Genomic DNA, 15,775 nt, shown 5'->3' on the forward strand with positions numbered 1-15,775 from the left:
CGACTCCCAGGTCGGCCTCGTCGACGATTCCGAGCTGTCGTGCCTGCTCGGTCTTGACGCCTTCCCTGATCCCCCAGCTCACAGGAGGTCGAACACCGATGCGCAACGCCGGACTGGGAGGGTGGCCCGCCCGCCGGGCCCAGATGACACCGGACCGGACCGCGTTCATCTTCGCGGACCGGCCTTTCACCTACGCCGAGGTTCACGAACGGACGACACGGCTGGCGTCGCGGTTGCGTGCGACGGGGGTGCGGGCCGGTGATCGGGTCGCCTACCTCGGCCGCAATCACGTCGCCTTCGTCGAGACGATGTTCGCCTCGCACCTGCTCGGGGCGATCTTCGTGCCGCTGAACTTCCGTCTGGCCGCGCCCGAGATCGGCTACATGCTCGACCACTCGGGCGCCGCGGTCCTGGTCTACGCGCCCGAGTGCACCGAGGTGGTCCGAGCCCTCCCGCAGGACACCGCGGCTCCCCTCCGGCAGGTCGTCGCCCTCGGCGCTCCGGGGCCGGGGGAGCGGCATTACGAGACCTGGCTCGCGGAGGGCGATCCCACCCCGATCGACACGCCTGTGCGGCTGGAGGACACGGCGCTCATCCTCTACACCTCGGGTACGACCGGGCGGCCCAAGGGCGCGATGCTCACCCACGGCAACCTTGTGTGGAACTGTTTCAACCTCCTGCTCGGCGTCGATGTCACCAGCGACGAGGTGACGCTGATCAGCGCGCCGCTTTTCCACGTCGCCGCCCTGGACCAGACCCTGCTGCCGACCTTCCTCAAGGGCGGATGCTCGGTGATCATGCCGTCGTGGGACGTGGACGAGTGTTACGACCTCATGGAGAAGTACGAGGTCACCTGGATGTTCGGGGTCACCACGATGTTCGCCGCGTTCGCCCGGTCGCCCAGGTTCGCGGGCGCGGACCTGTCCTCGCTGCGTACCCTGATGTCCGGGGGCGCGGCGATCCCCGCCGCGCTGATCCGCACCTACCAGGAACGGGGCCTGGTGTTCTGCCAGGGATACGGGCTCACCGAGACCGCTCCCGGCGCCACCTTCCTCGAGGCCAGCCAGAGCGTGCGCAAGGTGGGCTCGGCAGGAGTGCCGGTGTTCTTCGCCAATGTGCGGGTCGTCCAGCCCGACGGCACGGACGCGGCGGTGGGACAGCCGGGTGAGGTGCTCATCCAGGGGCCGAACGTGACCCCCGGCTACTGGCGCAACCCGGAGGCGACCGCCGCCGCGTTCTCCGACGGCGGCTGGTTCCGCTCCGGCGACGTCGCCGTTCTGGACGAGGAGGGGCACCTGTACGTCGTCGACCGGGTCAAGGACATGTACATCTCGGGCGGGGAGAACGTCTACCCGGCCGAAGTCGAGGCAGCGATCTTCGAGCATCCGGCCATCGCCGAGGTCGCCGTGCTCGGCGTACCCGACGCCACATGGGGTGAGGTCGGCCGCGCGTTCGTGGTGCTCCGCCCCGGCGCGAGTGTCACCGCCGATGAGCTGCGCGAGTTTCTCTGCTCTCGCCTGGCCAAATACAAAATGCCGGTCTATTTCGACATTACGGATGACCTGCCGAAGACGGGTTCGGGAAAGATCCAGAAACTCCACCTGCGACGCCTCCCGCTGCCGAACGCCGGCAGCTCCACTTCTCCGGCATGACCACGGCCCGCGTTCAGGAAGATCGCGACTGCGGCGGCGCCGATACACCCGGCCGGGACGTTTTCCGCGCCAGGTGAGACCGGGACGGTGGTGATGTGCACCGGCTCCGCGGGTGATGAATGTTTCAGCGACGGGTGCGCGCGTACGAAGTGGGCCGGGGCGAGTCTGCGGTGGTGGAACGGTAGGTAAGGGGCGAAGCCCTTGCGGAAGGGCACGGTCACGTTCTTGACGGGCCGGTCCGTGTCGTATTTGCTCCGCTCACCACCATCGGGCTGAGGGAACGTTGAGAAGCCAGATTGTTAGCGCTAACAATCGATGGTCGTTCCCCGCATGGGTGCGGAGCCGAGATCCGGTCACGGGAGCGCCGCAGGCCGCCGGTCTCGTCCCTGCGCCCGCGTGCCATGTCCGCAGACAGCATCCGAATCACCACTGGAGGGCTGAGATGAAACCGCCCAACCATTCGTCGGATCGGTCACGAGGCCGCGTCCGCGGTCTGGCCGCCGTTCTGGCCGCGGCCACCGCCGTCGCGGTCGGCCTGGCGATGCCCGCGCAGGCGGCGTCGACGCTGAAGGCGTCGGCCGAGGCCAAGGGGCGGTACTTCGGCACCGCGCTGACGCGGGGCGACCTCGGCATCAGCGCCGAGGTCAACCTCGCCGCGGCCCAGTTCGACATGGTGACCCCCGGCAACGAGATGAAGTGGGACGCCACCGAGCCGTCCAGAGGCTCGTTCAACTTCGGGTCGGGTGACCAGATCGTCTCCTTCGCCCAGTCCCACGGCATGCGGGTACGCGGGCACAATCTGGTGTGGCACGCCCAGTTGCCCACCTGGGTCAGCAGCCTGCCGCTGAACCAGGTCCAGGGCGTGATGGAGAACCACATCACCACCGAGGCCACCCACTACAAGGGGAAGGTCTACGCCTGGGACGTCATCAACGAGCCGTACAACGAGGACGGCACGCTGCGCCAGGACGTGTTCTACAAGGCGATGGGCGCCAACTACCTCGCGATCGCGCTGCGGGCCGCACACGCCGCCGACCCGAACGCCAAGCTGTACATCAACGACTACAACATCGAGGGCATCAACGCCAAGAGCAACGGGCTCTACTCGCTGGCCCAGTCGCTGGTGTCCCAGGGCGTCCCGCTGCACGGCATCGGCTTCGAGAGCCACTTCATCGTCGGCCAGATTCCCTCGTCCCTGCAGGCGAACATGCAGCGCTTCGCCGACCTGGGCCTGGACGTCGCCATCACCGAACTCGACGACCGCATCCCGATGCCGGCCGACTCTTCCGAACTGCAGCAGCAGGGCACCGACTACGGCAAGGTCGTGAACGCCTGCCTGGCGGTCTCCCGCTGCGTCGGCGTCTCCCAGTGGGGCGTGGACGACGGCCATACCTGGATCCCCGGGACGTTCCCCGGTTATGGCGCCCCCATGATGTGGGACTCCAGTTACCAGCCCAAGCCCGCCTACACCGCGGCGCTGAACGCCCTCAACAGCGCTCCCGGCACCTCGCCGAGCCCGACCCCGCCGACCAGCCCGAGCCCGAGCCCGACTCCGCCGGTCAGCCCGAGCCCGACCCCGCCGACCAGCCCCAGCCCCACTCCTCCGGTCACGGGTGCGTGCTCGGCGACCCTGACGACGGTCAACAGCTGGCCGGGCGGATTCCAGTCGGAGGTCACGGTCCGCGCGGGCAGTTCGGCGGTCAACGGCTGGACCGTGAAGTGGACCTGGCCGGGCGGGCAGACCATCAGCAGCCTGTGGAACGGCATGCAGAGCGTGTCCGGCTCCTCGGTGACCGTCCGCAACGCCGCCTACAACGGCTCCCTCGCGGCCGGGGCGTCCACCACCTTCGGCTTCACCGCCAACGGCACCGCGGCCACGCCGGCCGTCACCTGCACCAGCCCCTGACCCCGTCACGGGACGGCACCGAGATCGGGCCGGGACCTCCATCCCGGCCCATCGTGGTGATCGCCGTCCAGGGCCGTCCCGGTCTCCGGCCCCCGATCACGCGGGACTCCTTCAGTGCCGGGCGCTCGCCCGGTTGCGCCAGGCGAGGCCGATCCAGGCCGCGACGGCGAGGAGCGCCACGAGAGCGATGATGCCGATCTTGAGGGGCATCCCCATCGCGCCTTCGTCGTCCGCCACGGTCGCCGTCGCCGCGGCCTTGTTCTGCGCCGGCCCGGTCGCCGCCACGGGCGAGGCGGCGATGTCTCCCGCCTTCACCCTCACCGTCGCGTGCGCCTTGGAGGGCTCGGTCGCGGTCACGGTGACCTGCCACTCGCCGCTCGGCAGCGGCTCGGCGAGGTGGTAGACGTTCTGGCCCTCGGATGCCGACCTGAGCGGCGCCGGCCCGAAGGAACGGCCGTCGGTCGAGGTCGCGGTCAGCGTCGCCTCGACGATCTCCGTGACGGGATGGCCGTCCTTCTTGTACGTCGCCAGCACGTTGACGTTGTCGGCGCCGTCCCCCGTCACCTCCAACTTGATCGCTCCGCCGTGGGCGGAGGCCGCCGGCGCGCCGAGCATCAGCACGAGCCCGGCCATGAGGACGGTGAGGACGTATGTCAGTGTCTTTTTCACGAGTCGTGACTCCCCTCGGGTTCGGCGTCGGGCGTGAGGTCCCCTTCGCCGGGTGATGTCGGCAGGAATACGTGCTGGTGGCCGTAGCCCGCGTCGACGTTCACGGCGTCGAGGGCGGTGGCTCCGACCGACCAGGTGAAGAGCGCGTCGGCGCGCTGCCGTACGGCCAGGTCCATCGCGGTGGTGCGGCCCGGTCCGGTGAGGTCCCGCGCGGCCGCGTAGGTGTCGACGGTCGTGGCGATCTGCCGTACGGCGGAGGCGAGACTCGACCTCGCCACGTTGGTGGCGGTCTCACCGGACGGCGGGTCGGCGAAGCCTTCGACGGCCGCGGTGGCCGCCTTCCGCCAGGTCTCGACGTCGGCGGCGGTCACCACGGCCGGCCCCGCGGTGCCGTCGGCGGGCAACGCCCGGCCCAGTCCGTCGAGCACGGGGACGAGCCGGTCCCGCGTGGTGCGGGCCAGCTCCGTCAGGGTCTTGATCTGCGTCTTGTCCCGGAGGGCGGACTCGGCCCGGATCTGGTCGGCCATCTGCTCGATCGAGCTCGGCCGGGTCACTCCGAACACCACACCGCCGGCGACGATCGCGCCGAGCGCGAACGCGACCGTGAGGGCGAGCACGCGGCCCCAAATCGGACGCCGGACCGGCATCGGTTGCCTGGGTCGGTTGATGGTCGCCACCTCCTGAGGGGCGGATGTCGGTGATCGGTTGAACGGGGTCCTCGTACCACGTGCCGGGGGGTGGCCCGCGGATGGTTCGGCGCGGGTGGGGGATTCCTCCCGCCCGCGCGTCCTGGTGGTCAGGCTCCGAGTGGGGTGCCCCGGCTGTTGAGGATGATCAGTTTTTCGATGCGCTTGCGGCGGCGTGCGCTGGTGATGCGGATGGCGAGGAAGGCCAGGGCGAGGAGGGCCAGGAGGGCGAGTTGCGGCCAGGGGATCGCCCAGACGGTGGTGTCGATCGCGATGCGTTCGGCGGTGACGCCGGGCAGGGGTTTGCCCGCGGGGGAGGGGATCGCCATGATCGTGGTGCCGATGGATCCCAGGGGCCAGGTGCCGGTCACGCGTGCGGTGAACGTGCGGTGCCCGCCGGGCATGATTTCCCTGGCTTTGGCTTCGGAGGTGTCGTCCCAGCCGCTTTGGCCGGCGATGGTGGAGGTCAGGATGCGGCTGTCGGGGGCCAGACGGACGTTGCCGGTGTTGGCCAGGGTGTAGGTGACCTCGACGGTGCCGGGGGTGAAGGGGTTCCACGACCAGGTGTATGCGGTGTGGATGCCGCTCACGGCGACTTTGGCGACGAAGGTGCCGGTCACGCGGATGTTGAGGCGGACGCCGACGCGGTTTTGGACGCGGACCTGGCCGGAGATGGTGTCGATGGAGGCGGTGACGCCGGCGGGGTGGTCTCCGGGGGTGGCGTTCTGCGGGATCGAGACTTTCACCGGCACGACGGCGGTGGCTCCGGCGGCGATGGTCACTTTGTCGGGGATTTCGATCCAGGCGCCGCCGTCGACGGGTGTGGCGTCGGAGGGCCGCATGTCGAAGTAGCCCTTGGCGGTGAGGTAGCCGTCGTTGGCGTCGATCGCGAAGTCGACGGGCGCTGTGGAGCGGTTGATGACCGCGACGTGTTCGGTGACCTGCTGTCCGCCGGGCAGTTCGATGTCGATGACGCTGCGGCCGTCGGGGCCGTTGGCGTCGGCCGGGACGACCGACCAGGTGGTGTCGGCCCCGGCCGGGACGGCGAACGCGACCACGACGACCGCGCTGATCATGGTCGTTATGGTGGTCATGGCGACCAAGACGGTCACGCCGGCGGCCTTGAGGGCGGCGGCGGCTGCCTTCAGGGGGCCGGCTGCCGTGCGGGCGGCGAGGGTGGCGGGGGCGCCTCGCGGGCGGCTCTTGGTCGGCATTGGTGTCTCCTGTCTCATCGTGGGTGTCCGGGACGTGTGTCAGGCTGGCACAGGTCCCGGACGTCCACAGTGGGCGGTGGTGTCCCGCCTGCGGGTTCAGGACTGGTTGAACAGCGACAGTGTGAGGGTGGAGTGGTATTCGCCGGCGGCGACGTCGACGGGGGTGCGCAGGGCGAGGTCGGCGTTGACCTTCGAGGTGCCGATCTCGTCGGAGGAGTTGGCGGTGGACACCAGCAGTTCCTGGCCCTTCAGGCCCACCTCGGGGGCGCCGGTGCCGTCGGAGACGACACTGGAGACCGGCTCACCAGCCGAGACCGCCCCGGTGGAGGAGTCGGTCAGCAGGCGCGGCTTCCAGCCGAGGTATTCGGGGCCGATGGTCTTGGCCGTGTCGCCGGTGGCGACGAACTGGCTGGACTGGCCGACGACGGCCCAGTACTCCCCGGCGGGGATGTCTTCGGGCTTGCGGGTGTCGCTGACCGTGACCGTCGGCAGGGTGCCGGTGAACTGGCGGGCGGCGGCGTCGGAGCCGTTTTCCTGCAGGGAGACGCCGTTGTTGTCGGCCACGGTCATCGACAGCTGGCCGGGGGTGGTGGTGGGCGTGATGTTGACCGACACGTCGATGCCGCTGCTGGGGTTGTCGTCGGCGGCGGCGGGGCCGGCCATGCCGGCCCCGGCGAGCGTGAGACCGAGCACCGACGCGGCCAGTACCTGCGTGGTCCTGTTGATTTTCATGTGATCGCTCCATCTATGGGGGGCGGGGCCGGCCGGCTGGTCGGCCGGCCGGCCCCGGTTGTGCTATGGCGGTGTCCGCGTCATGGGGACCGTGGTCACCGCCGGTGCGGCCGGCCGTGGCCGGCCGCGGTGTGAGCGGCTCAGCCGCAGCTGGCCGCGGTGTAGGCGGCGTCGTAGGACGTGGTGACCTGCTTGCCGTCGATCGTGGCGGTGCCCTTCGCGGTCGCCGTGCCGGCGTCGATGTGCCCGGCGCGGGTGTTGAAGGACTGGTAGGCCTGCTTGCCCGGGGCCACGTCGGCCACGGTCTTGGACCCGAACGGGGTGGTCAGCGTGATCGTCGCCGGCACATCGCCGTTGTTGACGGCCGTGACCGCCACGTAGGCCGAGGTGCCGATGCAGCGCGAGGCGGCGGTGACGGTCAGCTTGACCGTGGGCGTGGCCGGGGTGGAGATCGTCAGCGTGAGCGTCTTGGCCTCCTCGGCGTTGCCCGCCTTGTCGGTCGAGCGGTAGGCCAGCGTGTGCTGCCCATCGCCGCTGACCTTGACCGGCTCGGTGTAGGCGGTCCAGTCACCACCGTCGAGCTTGTACTCGGTCTTGGCGACCCCGCTGCCGCCGGTCTCGTCGACCGCCTTCAGCGTGACCGTGACCGGACCGGTGAACGAGCCGCCCTCCGGCTGCTCCGGGTCGGTCGTCGCCGTCGTCACCGGAGCGGTCTTGTCCTCACTTCCCGCCTTGATCAGCTTGAAGTAGTCGAACTTGACCGTCTTGGACGCGCCCTGGTTGGTGCCGATGGTGTAGACGCCGATCTTCGACGCGTTCGCCACGGCGCTGTTCTTCACCGCGGTGGTCGTGCCGTTGGTGGCCAGGTCGGTCCAGGTGGTGCCGTCGGAGGAGTAGGAGCCGGTGAAGCTGTCTCCCACCTTCTTCAGGCGCAGCCACCACACCCCGGTGGTGCGGTTGGCGATCTGCGGCTGCGGGTTCTGCACGGTGCCGCCGACCTCGCTGCGCAGCTCGATCGTCCGCGCCACCGTCGACCCTGCGGTGTTGGTGGTGAGGAAGTCGAACTTCACGTAGTTGTCGTCGTCGCCGTACACGATCAGGCCGCCCTGCTGGTACTGCTCGCTGAGGGCCGAACCGTCGACCTTGGTCTCCAGCGTCCAGTCACCGCTCGGCGCCGTCTGCAGGATGAAGTTCTTCGGGCCGCTGTTGGTCGTCCCGTAGATGTCACCCGTCGTGGTGTCGAGCTCCAGGTTGCCGTTGCTCACGCGCGCCGCCGTCGCGTCGTAACGCACGTTGGCGTTCCAGCGGCAGTTGTCGAGCGTGGTGCCGTCGAACTGGTCGTCCGGCGTCGGCGGGGTGGCCTTGTCGTCCGGCGTGATCTGGAACCAGTCGAACGCCGCGTCCGTCACCGGGTGGTTGGCGCCGGCCAGCGAGATGAAACCGATCTTCGGGTTGGTGATCCCGGCGAGCGGCTTGGTCTCCGACATGGCGGTGAAGTTGGTGCCGTCGGAGGAGTAGTGAGCGGTGATGTTGGTGCCGTCGCTGATGAACCGGACGTACACCGTGTCGGGGTAGGTGTCCCCGAGGTTGGCGGTGTTGCTTGCCGTGACCTCGTTCGGGGCGCCCTTGTCCTCACGGATGAACTGGAAGATGCGGCTGGCGTGGTCCGGCCCGGAGGTCGAACGGCCCTCCAGCACCATCTTGGCGTAGTTGTCGTCGTCGCCGTACAGGATCAGGCCCGCCTGCTGGTAGGCGTCGGTCGCCTTCAGCGTCAGCTTGGCCGTGGCGGTCCAGGCGCCCGAGGGAGCCGGCTGCACGACGATGTTCGGCGTGTTGTTGGTCGTCTGGTAGATGTCGGTGGCCGAGGTCGGGATGATGAGGCTGCCGTCGGCGACCTTCAGGTCCTGGTTCTCCCGGATCACCGACCAGCGGTCCCGGTCGAGCTGGTTGCCCAGGAAGTCGTCCGAGCGGCCGCTGAAGCACACCGTGGCCGGCGTGTTCACCTTGATCGCGAACTGCTGGGTCGTGGCCGCGCCCTTGGCGTCGGTCACCGTCACCGTCGCGGTGTAGTTACCCGGGGCGGTGTAGGTGTAGCTCGCGTTGGCCGTCGTCGGCTGCGGCGCGCCGTTCACCCCGAAGTCCCACTTGTAGGTGAGCGGGGTGTCGCCCTCGGGGTCGGTGCCCGTCGCGGTGAAGTCGACCTTCAGCGGAGCGGTGCCCGTGGTCGGGGTCGCCGACGCGGTCACCGTCGGGCGCTGGTTCTCCGTGGCGCCCTTGCCGACGAAGTCGACCCAGTTGAAGTTGGCCAGGTTGGCGTCGTTGGCCGCGCTGGCCGGCTTGCGGACCACGAAGAAGATCGGGCCGCTGGTCGTCGGAACGTTGTTCAGGTCGACCGTGAAGTCCTTGAACGTCTGCCAGTCGCCCGTCGGAGTGATGTCCGCCGAGCCGATCAGCGTGCCGTTGTCGGGGTCGCCGACGCGGATCTGCACGGTGCCGCCCGCGCCGGCCGAAGAGGCCCGCAGCCGGATCGCGCTGATGTTGGTCAGGTTCACCGGGTCGAACGACCAGTAGTCGCCGTCCTGGATGAATCCGATGTTCTTCGCGCCACCCGCGGAGTCGGTGGTGTCCTCGATCTGGACGCCGGCGGCGTCCGTGCCGACACCGCCGGTCACCCGGCCGGTCTGCGAGAAGTGCTCGGCCTGCTTGCGCTTGGGCTGCAGGATGACCTGGCCACGGCCGGTCAGCGGCTTGGCCCCACCGGCACCCTGGTCGGTGTAGCTGGCCTCGATCGCGTAGAACAGGTTGTCGTACTCACCGTGGCCCGAGGCGGCGGTCTGCACCGTGGCCTCGCAGCCCTTCATCTGGTCGAGCGGGTGACCGTGGGTGTCGTGACCCAGGATCGCCTGGATCTGCACCTTGTCGCAGTCGACCGTGCCGTCCTCGGCGTCGGTGACGGTGACCTTGAACTTCACCTGGTCGCCGAACTCGAAGAACGAGCCGTTCGGCGGCACCTCGACCTTGACGACGGGCTTGCTGTTGCCCGCGTTGATCGTCACGCTCGCCTTGCCGGTCACGCCGTCGGGGTTGGTGATGGTCAGGACGGCGCTGTACTCGCCGGCCGTCGTGTAGGTGAAGGAGGGGTTGGCCTCGGTGGAGTCGGTCTTGCCGTCACCGTCGAAGTCCCAGGCGTAGGTGATCGCCTTGCCGTCGGGGTCGCGCGAGCCCTCGCTGGAGAACTGCACGGTCAGCGGCAGCGGGCCGTCGGTCTTGTCGGCCGTGGCGCGGGCGACCGGCGGGCGGACGCCCTTGGTGTACTCGATGCGGTAGACGCCCGAGTCGGCGTTGTCGCCGCCGAAGCCCGAACCCCACTCGATCAGGTACAGAGCGCCGTCGGGACCGAACTTCATGTCCATCGGCTTGAGGAACTTCAGCGTCGTCATGATCTTGTTCATCTCGACGAGCTTGGAGCCGTCCTCGTTCAGCTGGAACGACCACAGCGCGTTGTTGTTCCACTCACCGAAGACGGCCTTGCCGTCCCAGTACGCCGGCCACTTGATGTTCGACTGGACGTTCGGGTCGTAGCGGTAGACCGGGCCGCCCATCGGCGCGCCGCCGCTGAGCTCGGGGAAGTTGTTCGCGTCGGCGGCGTAGTGGTACCAGATCGTCGCCGGGATCACCGGCGGCAGGTTGGTCAGGCCGGTGTTGTTCGGCGAGTCGTTGACCGGAGCCGCGCAGTTGAACGCCGCCCCCGACTGCTTGGTCGCGAAGTTGTAGTCGATGTACGGGGTGTTGTTGCCGATGCAGTATGGCCAGCCGTAGTTGCCCGGCTTGGAGATCAGGTTCCACTCGACCGTGTTCTGCGGACCACGGGTGGCGCTGGCGGAGTTGGCGTCGGGGCCGTACTCACCCAGCATGATGTTGCCGGTCTTGGGGTCGAGCCCGATCCGGAACGGGTTGCGGAAGCCCATGCCGTAGATCTCCGGCTTGGTCTTGTCCGTGCCCGGAGCGAACAGGTTGCCCGACGGGATGGTGTAGGTGCCGTCCGCCTCGGGGTGGATCCGCAGCAGCTTGCCGCTCAGGCTGTTGGTGTTGCCCGCCGACCGCTGGGCGTCCCAGCTGGAGCGGCCCGACTGCTCGTCGATCGGGGCGTAGCCGTCGGAGGCGAAGGGGTTGGTGTTGTCGCCCGTGCCCAGCCACAGGTTGCCGGTCTTGGGGTCCATCACCAGGCCGCCGCCGTGGTGGCAGCACTCGGCCCGCTGCACCGGCACGTCCATGATCTTCTTCTCGCTCGCCAGGTCCAGGGCGTCACCGTTGACCGTGAACCGGCTCAGCCGGTCGACGTTCTCCGAGCCGCTGGGCGAGTAGTAGAGGTAGATCCAGTGATTGGTGTCGAAGGCCGGGTCCAGCGCCATGCCGAGCAGACCGCTCTCGTTGGCGGTGAACACGTTCATGTGCGCGGCCAGGACCGAGCCACCACTGGGCTTGATGATCTTGACGTCGCCCAGCCGGTCGATGTAGAAGACCCGGCCGTCCTTGGCGACGTTCAGCATCATCGGGTTGGAGGTCTCGGTGTCGAGGGCCACCTTCTCGTAGCTGCTGCTCTGAGAGGCCGAGCAGTCGGCCTTCTCCGCACCCGCGGCGGTCTTGATACCGCCCAGGAGCAGCTTCAGGAAGTTCGCCTCGCTGTAGTTCTCCTTCTGGTGGCCGAGGCCGGTGTACCACGAGCGGCCACCGTCGTAGTCCTGACACCACGTGTTCGGGTGGTCGGCGCCCATCGTGGCACCGGTGTAGGACTTCTCGTCCATCGACGTGAGCACGTGGACCGTGCCACGCGGATTCGTCTGGTAGTCGTACCACTCGTCGGTGCGGGTCCAGGTCGTCGGCAGGTCCTTGGTGGACGGGTGCGCCGGGTCCTCGACCTTCACCGTGGCCTGCTGGATCGCCGGGTGCTGCTTGAAGTACGCCCCGACGAGCTTGCCGTACCACGCCCAGTTGTACCCGCTGTCGGCCGCGGCGTGGACACCCACGAAACCGCCGCCCTTTTCGATGTACCGCTGGAAGGCGTCCTTCTGCTCCTGGGTGGAGACGGGGTCGCCGGTCGTGGACATGAAGATCACGGCCTGGTACTGCGCCAGGTTCTCGTCCGTGAACTGGGTGCTGTCCTCGGTCGTGTCGACCGCGAAGTTGTTCTCCTGGCCGAGCTTCTGCACGGCCGCGATGCCCTCGGGGATCGAGTCGTGCCGGAAGCCGGTGGTCTTCGAGAAGACGAGCACCTTGAAGTCGGGCGCCGCCGCCGTCGTGGCGGCCTCGGCGCTCACGGGCGCCGAGAAGAGCGTGATGACGGGGGCGACGAGGGCCAGGGCCATCGTCGCCGCGGTCCGACGTCTCATACGTCGTCCTTTTTCTGGCAGGGCCGCATTGTGCGGCCTGGCCCACGTTCGCTGACGTGGAGACATGGAAAACCCTTCCTGACCGGGGGGACGTCAGGCAAGGCGCGCGCCGCCGCGCTTATTGCCACTTGGTCGTAGCGGATATTTCGGTTGCTGGAGGGTGCCGTCTCCAGGTCTTTGGGGGCCGTCAGTAGGCTGCCGGCCGGGGTAATGGATCCATGATCGCCGCCGGGTCGTCGATGATGTGGTTGACCACCATGCTCGCGGCGCCGCGGGACGCGGCGCCGAAGCCGAGCGTGGAGGCGACGAACCGGCACTGGGCGGCGGGAGCCGCCACCACGAGCCGCTGTAGCTGATCCTGCGCGTGCGGCAGCAGCCACTGGGCCAGTGAGGCGAAGTAGCCCCCGATGACGATCACTCGCGGGTTGAACAGGTTGGCCAGGATCGAGCCGCCGAGCCCGAGCCATTCGCCGACCTGTGCCACCGCCATCATCATCCGCCGGTCGCCCGAGGCCAGGCCTCTGGCGATGTCGGCCACTCGTTCACCGGGGTCGGGCACGGGCATGCCGGGCAGCCCGTACGCCTGCTCGGGCATGGCCGCGCGGACGAGCGCGGCCAGGCCGACCTTGGTCTCCCAGCAGCCGATGCGGCCGCAGCCGCACTGGTCGCCGTTCGGGTCGACCCGCAGATGCCCGACCTCTCCGGAGAATCCATCCGCTCCGCGCAGGAGCTTGCCGCCGGAGATGATGCCGCCGCCGACGCCGACCTCGCCGGTGAGGTAGACCAGGTCGGGTGTGCCGGCGGCGATGCCCGAGGTGTATTCGGCCAGCGCGGCGAGGTTGGCGTCGTTGTCCACCCGCACCGGCACGTTCAGCGGGCCGAGTATGGCGCTCAGCTGGTCGGCCAGGGGCAGGTCGTGCCAGTAGAGGTTCGGCGCGAGCGTCACGACTCCGCGTGTCACGTCCACCAGTCCGGGGACGGCCACCGCGATGCCGGCGGGGACCGCTCCGGCCCGCCGCATCGCCTCCACGGCCTCCTTGGCCACGAGCCCGAGCCGGCGCACGGCACTGTCCGGGCCGCTGCCCATCGTGTCGTAGACCACCCGGCGCTCGACCAGGACCCGGCCACTGAGATCGGTGCCGTGGACCGCGATGTAGTCGACGTTGATCTCCATGCCCAGGGCGCCGACGTGGGCGCCGTGCAGCGCCACCGCCCGTCTGGGACGCCCGATCGCACCCACGTGCTCGACGCCGACCTCCCGCACGAGACGCCGTTCCAGGAGTTCGGCCATGAGGTTGGAGACGGTGGCCCGGTGCAGGCCGGTCGCCTCTGCGATGTCGGCACGGGACAGGGAGGTGTGGTCGCGCAGCTCGCGCAGCACCAGCGAGAGGTTCGCCCTGCGCAGCACGGCCGGACCCGCCGGCGGAGCCGCGCCGCCCGGAGCGCGGGTGAGTTGCGGCTCCTTCGTCACCCGCGCCACCTGCCTTTTGTTTGTCTCTGAGATCAATTAATGAGGGTTGTAACACGAGGATGTCCGGCTGCGCACCCCCGAAATGCGTAACGAGTTGGCATCGCTCGCATTTGTGCACTTCGGAGCCCATTCCGGACACGGTTATCGTAACGTTACGTAACCTGCAACCGGTTTCACTCTTGCCTCACCCGGGACTCGCTGTCTTTAATTCGGCCAGCCATGCGAACTAATTGAGGAGCGGCGTGGAGCACAGCAGGGCCGACGGCCACACGACCGACTCGATGAGTCGCGGCGGGTCCGCGGGAGTTCCCGCGGACCAGGCCACCGTGCGCCGTTCCAACCTCGCCCTGGTGCTGCGTCACGTGAGTACATACGGCCCGTGCTCCCGGTCGGCCGTCGCCGTCGCGACCGGGTTGAACAAGACCACCGTCACCAGCCTGGTGAGCGAGTTGCAGGCACGCGGACTGGTCAAGGAGACGGGGCCGCAGCACGCGGGCTCCGTCGGCCGCCCGAGTGTCGCGCTCGTCATGGACGGATCGCGGGTCGGCGCCCTGGGCGTGGAAGTCAACGTCGACTACATCGCCGCGATCGCCTCCGACCTGGCCGGCAGAGTGCTCATCGACCGGCGCATCGGCTTCGACGCCATGGGATCCGGCCCGGAACGCTCACTGGACGAGCTGGTCCGCGTGATCGAGAAGACCGTCGCCGATCTCGACCGGCTCGGGATCGCTCTGGCCGGGATCACCGTGGCGATCCCCGGCCTGATCGACACCACAACCGGCACCGTGGTCGTCGCCCCCAATCTCGGCTGGCGCGGGGTGGCGGTGGCGGACCGGCTGTCCCAGGCCGACATCCGTGGGGACATCCCCGTCACGGTGGACAACGACGCCAACCTCGCCGCCCTGGCCGAGTACACCTCGGGCGTCGCGGCGGGCACCTCCGACCTGGTCTACCTCACAGGCGAGGTGGGCGTCGGCGGCGGAGTCATCGCCGGTGGCCGGCTGCTGGGCGGAGCGGACGGATTCGCCGGGGAGGTCGGCCACGTCATGGTCGATCCGTCCGGCGAGCGGTGCCGCTGCGGCCGCATCGGCTGCTGGGAGACCAAGGTCGGGCTGGCCGCGCTGGTGCGCATGGCCACACCCGACCGCGCGTACGGCACGGGCCCCCAGGTCGTCCGCGACCCAGAGGAGCGGCTGGCCGAGATCGAGCAGCGGCGGGCCGAAGGAGACCCGCGCGTCGACGCCGCCGCCGTGGAGGTGGGCCGGTGGCTCGGAATCGGGGCGGCCATGCTGATCAACCTCTTCAACCCGCGGGTGATCGTGCTGGGCGGGTACTTCGCCAGGCTCGCCGACCGGCTGATCCCCGCGGCGGAGCAGGAGTTGGCACGCCTGGGCATGAGCGGCGCCGTCGAGCGCTGCCGGTTCGCCGCCTCCGACCTCGGCTTCGGCGCCGCCTCACGCGGCGCGGCCGGAGTCGTCGTCGAACGTGCACACTCCGACCCCACAAGCATCACGGTCCGAACATCCCCGGCCATCGGGGTGATCGAGGGAACCCCGATGGCCCGATTGCCCCACTCACCCTGACCCGCGTGTCCGCCACGCGGTCCCTACCTATCGCCTGCCGAATCTAGACATCCCGTCCGCCTGACCGTCCCGTTCCACACGCCTCGGCACATCCCCGCCCATCCCGGTGCCGCGGCCATGGCGCATGCGGTCAGGCGGACGGGAACCCACATGCCCTTTTCCCACCCAGAACGTCCCGCCCGCCTGATCGGCCGTCCGGAAGCCGCACCGGCATCGATGACGCCGACCTCGATGCCGTCGCGGCGGTGCCAGCCGGCGCCGTCAGGCGGGCGGGACCACGGCCGCAAGTTTTCCAGGGAGGCTCCTGTGCCGCGGTCACCATCCGACTCGTCATCTCTGCTCCAAATGAGGGGGATCGTCAAGCAGTTCCCCGGCGTACGCGCGCTGGACGGCGTGGACCTTGAGGTCAGGGCCGGCGAGGTGCACTGCCTGCTCGGCCAGAACGGCGCCGGGAAGTCCACGCTCATCAAGA

General features: G+C 69.1%; 10 protein-coding genes. 4 read left to right on the forward strand and 6 right to left on the reverse strand.

Annotation, left to right across the window (positions count from 1 at the left end; genetic code table 11):
• Positions 1 to 98 precede the first annotated feature (98 nt).
• Entirely contained in the window at positions 99 to 1,652 is a 1,554-nt protein-coding gene (locus QSK36_RS41955) for an acyl-CoA synthetase (RefSeq protein ID WP_285786291.1), read from the forward strand.
• 442 nt (positions 1,653 to 2,094) lie between these two features.
• Positions 2,095 to 3,558, forward strand: a complete 1,464-nt coding sequence (locus QSK36_RS41960; protein ID WP_285786292.1) for a glycoside hydrolase family 10 protein — start codon at positions 2,095 to 2,097, stop codon at positions 3,556 to 3,558.
• A 111-nt stretch (positions 3,559 to 3,669) separates the two neighbouring features.
• Here the strand turns inward: QSK36_RS41960 and QSK36_RS41965 are convergent, their stop codons facing one another.
• From QSK36_RS41965 to QSK36_RS41990, 6 genes are all read right to left on the reverse strand, one after another.
• Complete coding sequence (locus QSK36_RS41965; protein ID WP_285786293.1) at positions 3,670 to 4,227, reverse strand: hypothetical protein; 558 nt, start codon at positions 4,225 to 4,227, stop codon at positions 3,670 to 3,672.
• Positions 4,224 to 4,844 (reverse strand): hypothetical protein, encoded by a 621-nt coding sequence (locus QSK36_RS41970; protein ID WP_183542078.1) that lies wholly within the window; start codon positions 4,842 to 4,844, stop codon positions 4,224 to 4,226. The genes QSK36_RS41965 and QSK36_RS41970 overlap by 4 nt, the downstream gene beginning before the upstream one ends.
• A gap of 179 nt (positions 4,845 to 5,023) precedes the next feature.
• A complete protein-coding gene (locus tag QSK36_RS41975) occupies positions 5,024 to 6,127 on the reverse strand; it encodes a COG1470 family protein (RefSeq protein ID WP_285786294.1) in 1,104 nt (367 codons plus the stop codon).
• A 96-nt stretch (positions 6,128 to 6,223) separates the two neighbouring features.
• Positions 6,224 to 6,859, reverse strand: a complete 636-nt coding sequence (locus tag QSK36_RS41980) for a hypothetical protein (protein ID WP_183542082.1) — start codon at positions 6,857 to 6,859, stop codon at positions 6,224 to 6,226.
• A gap of 140 nt (positions 6,860 to 6,999) precedes the next feature.
• Positions 7,000 to 12,249: a ThuA domain-containing protein gene (locus QSK36_RS41985; protein WP_285786295.1), complete on the reverse strand. Its 5,250-nt coding sequence runs from the start codon at positions 12,247 to 12,249 to the stop codon at positions 7,000 to 7,002.
• A 187-nt stretch (positions 12,250 to 12,436) separates the two neighbouring features.
• The gene (locus tag QSK36_RS41990) at positions 12,437 to 13,720 is read right to left on the reverse strand and encodes an ROK family transcriptional regulator (protein ID WP_285786296.1); all 1,284 of its coding nucleotides are present in this window, start codon (positions 13,718 to 13,720) and stop codon (positions 12,437 to 12,439) included.
• A gap of 242 nt (positions 13,721 to 13,962) precedes the next feature.
• Here QSK36_RS41990 and QSK36_RS41995 point away from each other — a divergent pair, with 242 nt between their 5' ends.
• Together QSK36_RS41995 and QSK36_RS42000 are read left to right on the forward strand one after the other, a co-directional pair.
• Positions 13,963 to 15,303 carry an ROK family transcriptional regulator gene (locus QSK36_RS41995; protein WP_285786297.1) on the forward strand — a complete coding sequence of 447 codons (1,341 nt, stop codon included), beginning with the start codon at positions 13,963 to 13,965 and terminating at the stop codon, positions 15,301 to 15,303.
• Positions 15,304 to 15,648: 345 nt separating this feature from the next.
• On the forward strand, positions 15,649 to 15,775 hold a 127-nt coding region (locus QSK36_RS42000; RefSeq protein ID WP_285786299.1), incomplete at its 3' end, for an ATP-binding cassette domain-containing protein.

It is taken from the genome of Microbispora sp. NBRC 16548 (assembly GCF_030268985.1).
GTDB lineage: Bacteria > Actinomycetota > Actinomycetes > Streptosporangiales > Streptosporangiaceae > Microbispora > Microbispora catharanthi.

Excerpts from the sequence above, each read along its gene's own strand:
- QSK36_RS41955 (WP_285786291.1), top strand. The coding sequence starts at position 99 with ATGCGCAACGCCGGACTGGGAGGGTGGCCCGCCCGCCGGGCCCAGATG.
- QSK36_RS41985 (WP_285786295.1), bottom strand. The coding sequence starts at position 12,249 with ATGAGACGTCGGACCGCGGCGACGATGGCCCTGGCCCTCGTCGCCCCC.
- QSK36_RS41975 (WP_285786294.1), bottom strand. The coding sequence starts at position 6,127 with ATGCCGACCAAGAGCCGCCCGCGAGGCGCCCCCGCCACCCTCGCCGCC.
- QSK36_RS41980 (WP_183542082.1), bottom strand. The coding sequence starts at position 6,859 with ATGAAAATCAACAGGACCACGCAGGTACTGGCCGCGTCGGTGCTCGGT.
- QSK36_RS41960 (WP_285786292.1), top strand. The coding sequence starts at position 2,095 with ATGAAACCGCCCAACCATTCGTCGGATCGGTCACGAGGCCGCGTCCGC.